General features: G+C 57.6%; 4 protein-coding genes. All 4 read left to right on the top strand.

The genetic code is table 11. The annotated features are described in order from the left end of the window. On the top strand, positions 1-1,220 hold a 1,220-nt coding region (zorA, locus tag EOA24_RS41300), incomplete at its 5' end, for an anti-phage ZorAB system protein ZorA (RefSeq protein WP_149998826.1). Positions 1,221-1,238: 18 nt separating this feature from the next. Next, positions 1,239-2,087 carry an OmpA family protein gene (locus EOA24_RS30320; protein ID WP_127410400.1) on the top strand — a complete coding sequence of 283 codons (849 nt, stop codon included), beginning with the start codon at positions 1,239-1,241 and terminating at the stop codon, positions 2,085-2,087. 183 nt (positions 2,088-2,270) lie between these two features. Then, positions 2,271-3,488: an EH signature domain-containing protein gene (locus EOA24_RS30325; RefSeq protein WP_189354361.1), complete on the top strand. Its 1,218-nt coding sequence runs from the start codon at positions 2,271-2,273 to the stop codon at positions 3,486-3,488. After that, positions 3,485-3,795: hypothetical protein (locus tag EOA24_RS42535; RefSeq protein WP_210213619.1), on the top strand; the 311-nt coding region annotated here is incomplete at its 3' end. The genes EOA24_RS30325 and EOA24_RS42535, both read left to right, overlap by 4 nt.

Raw genomic sequence — 3,795 nt, forward strand, 5'->3', positions numbered from 1 at the left:
GTGTTGGGCCGCTGATCGAACAGGCTATGGAGCGGGCGTTCTCCCCAGTTGGAACTCAGATCGGGACAGCGATCGAGCAGCTGAAGGCGACAAGCCAGTCTGGCTTGGCCGACATGACTAAGGATTTCACGGCTGCGCTGCAAAACGGCGCAGGCACGGAGATGCGCGGCGTGCAGGACGCTTTGCGAGAAATTCAGGTGTCGCTAGTCAAGACACATGAGGGCATGCGCGGGGGTGGAGAAGATTTTTCAAGGCGGCTCTCAGAGGCTGCCGAAAACCTAAATCGATTGGTCAGCGAAGCGGGAACTCGACTCGAAGGTAGTGCGGAACAGAGTAGGGCAGGGCTGGCGGACGTCGTCGCCGCATTCAAGCAGACCATGGACGCCGCCAATGCGCGCATCGAAACGGAGCTTGGCAATGCCGCCAGTGGTGCTTCGAGCAAGGTCGAGGCAGCGATGGGCCGCGTGATGGACGGGCTTGAAGGCCAGGTTAGGAACCTCATGCAGGGACTGACGGAGTTTCAATCCAGTTCGGCCGCCGACGCAAAACAGACCAGTGACAGGCTGCGTGAGGCCCAGGAAGGCATGGCTTCCAGTGTTACCTCGGCCTCGGCCGACGCCGTGAATGCGTTGCAGAGCGGGGTAGCGAACGCGTTCGAGCGAATCTCCTCTGAAATAGATCGCTTTCAGGCCGCGATGAGCCGCGGCGAAAGCGCACTGTCCCATCAGGCAATTGCCATCACCGAAGCGTCGACGCAGACGCGTATCGTTGCTGACGCGTTCTCGGACACGGCACAGCACATTCGTTCGACGTCAGCGCCGCTCCTGGAGAGTGCTGACAAAATGGCGCGAGCGACCACTGAACTCAACGCATCGGTGGGTAAGACGCTGTCCACAATGGATGCATCGAATCAGTCGGCCGGGTTGCTCGCTCAGTCATTGACGGAGCAAGTTGCGGGGCTACGACAACTATGGGAGGGGTACCGCGCACAATTCGATCGCGTCGATCAAGACCTCGCCAAGGCTGTGCAGGTTCTAGGTGACGCTACTGCAGCTCAGGCTGACAAGCTCTATTCGTTTACTAAGCAGACCGACGAGGGTCTTGGAAAGGCAGTCAGCACGCTTGCGACGATCGTGTCCGAGATCAAGGAAAATACGTCTGATCTTAGTGACACGATTGAGCAGCTTGCGAAAAGCGGCCGCCACATCGCGGCACAGTAGGGCAGCATGATGAGTGACATGACTTCAGCCCTTGGGGACCCCCACGTCGAGGAAGAGGAAAATTACTTCATCTCCATGACCGACATGATGGTTGGAGTACTCTTCATTTTCATCATCCTCTTGATGGTGTTCGCCGCAAATTTCCGTCAGCAGACGCAGACTTCCGAAGAGCAGATCAAGCAGCTCAAGCAGGCGGCGGAGGTTGCCCGGCAGGTGACCTCCAGAGTTGGCGAGTTGCGCGATCGCGTGACGTCCGAGATCAGGGTTCTCAACGAGTCGGATGAAGTGCGAACCAAGCTTCTAGTGGACATACGCGACGCCCTGCGCAGCAAAGGGTTGAATGTCACGATCGATGCCGAAAGCGGCGTCGTGCGGCTTGGCGAGAACGCAATCAATTTCGGCCTTGGAAGAGCCGAACTCAACGCGACGGCGGGCCAACGTGTCGACACGCTCGCTGCTGTTCTCGCCCAGGTGCTTCCGAACTACACGTCTCGCAGCGACGTTCAGGCTGCCAGCTTGGAAACAATGTTCATTGAAGGCCATACCGACGCAGCAGGAAACGACGAAGACAATTGGCCGCTGTCGACGGCCAGAGCCGTGAACACTTTTCGACGTCTTGTAAGTAAGGAGCCCATGCTTCGGACGCTCCGCAACGATCAGGGAACCGAGATCCTGTCGGTCGCCGGATACTCGTCGACGCGTCAGATCAAGGGTGTGGCGGATGACGGGCAGAGGCGCATCGACCTCCGGTTCGTCATGAGCACGAACAGCATGGAGCGGCTGCGCGATGTTCTTCGATTGACCGAAAGAATGGATGAGCAGCTTCAGAATCTGCGAAGCCAGCTGGACAAAGTCAGTGGCAACTGAGTTGAAAACCGCCTGTGAGCGCTTGCAGTCACTGTCGGAGCATCCGGCACCATTCTGCCACGCATTCCCGTCGTATCGGAAGTCGCAGAGAGGCTGTGGAACCTGCCTCAGGCCAATTACAAGCCGGGCAAAGTCGACCTCAATGCCACTGCGAGGGAAATCCGTGACGCCTCGGCTTCGGGATTGACACTAACCAGGAAGCAGCTTCGTGACGCGGCCTGGTGTCTGTGGAGCACGCAGCCCGCCTTGGCCGAAGCTGGCGACGTGTTGGGCGTTCTTCTTCGCGAGTGGGAGGTGGCCGACAAGCCACGGTTTTTCAGAAGCCTGGCAAGTGCTTTTCTACAAAGCTATGCAAAGGATCAAGTGGCGCGAGACCAGGTAGCGCGATCGCTGCAAAGCCTCTCGTCGAGATGGCCTGGACCATGGTCGGATATTCACAAGCGGTTCGCGATCTTCGATCTGGAGCGTGGTCCGGTGGAACTGGCTCTCGAGGTTGTCTCCAGCGGTCGCTCACCTGTCGAGATCTTTCGCGATTTTGGTCTAGGCGATATCGTGGCGCATGGTGGGCTAACTGAAGCAGTCGTCGCCGCGCTGCTTCGCGATCTGGCCTACGAAAGTGACCATGAACGGCGTCTCGAACTGGTCGAAAAATATGCGCTGAAGAATGGAAAGGTGGCCTTCCACGGGCAGGGACCGGCGATCGTTGAAGCTCTGCTACGGCCGTTCGTCAACAAAGGCGCCGATCTTAACGTGCAGGACCAGTTTCTCGCTCTCATTGTCAAGGCGTTCGATGATCCAAGGTTGAGACCAACCAACTGGGTGTCGCTGCCGCACAAGGACCTAGTTCTCGGATGGTTGACGCGCCAGTCTCTCCGCCAGTTTCTGGACGTCGTCGACGCAACTACGGTCGATTTCGACGCGAAGCGCATGTGGAAATATCGGCGGGCGTTCTGGGAAGGCATGTACAATTTCTATCGGAAAGAAGGCTTTTCGGTCGAGACGTGGGTGGCGTTCGGCGCACAAGGACAGCGAGAAGCCAAGCGGATTTTCGGCGACGCCGGCTTTGCTACCCTCTCTACCGATGGAAAGCCTGTGTCCTCCGACCATGCAGTGCTGCTGTTCAAGGTGGCGGACTGTGTCATCGCGGATTGGAATCACAATGGAAAATGCCACATCTGGAGCTCAGCCAGACAGCAATCCGCCCCGACTTTCTACAACCGTAACTACGGCTCGAATGACGTTCAGATTTTTGTGGGACAGGGTCATCACGAAACATCGACTGAGTTGACCTGGGGACACGGTGGTTCCGACACCTATTCCTGGCAGCGAAAGCTTGCTGATCGTTTGGCAAAGATTGTCGGCAAGCGCGTTCCAGAAAGTGCATTCAAGGTCGGCCGATGAGTTACGTTTTCGAGACGAGATTTGACGACGACCAGACGGAGATCAAACTTTTCGAGCGGAAGTTTCTCGGCAAACGGGCGGTGCCTGTTTCGGAGTGGCGATCCCTTCCGGAGCAGCATCAGCCGGGAGTACGGCCGCTGCTTTCGCTTGTCGAGACCCAACAGGCTTTCGCGACTGAAACCTCAGTAGTCGCCCCGAACTCAGAGCTTTTGGATTTCTCCGCCCGGTCCTTGACTTGTCTTGGCCTGCCGGACGTTGCCGCAATTGTACTTAGGCTGGATTTGGCTGGCCGTGTTGAGTCCCCTGA

It is taken from the genome of Mesorhizobium sp. M2A.F.Ca.ET.039.01.1.1, assembly GCF_003998035.1.
In the GTDB taxonomy this organism is placed as follows: Bacteria; Pseudomonadota; Alphaproteobacteria; order Rhizobiales; family Rhizobiaceae; genus Mesorhizobium.

Excerpts from the sequence above, each read along its gene's own strand:
- EOA24_RS30320 (WP_127410400.1), top strand. The coding sequence starts at position 1,239 with ATGACTTCAGCCCTTGGGGACCCCCACGTCGAGGAAGAGGAAAATTAC.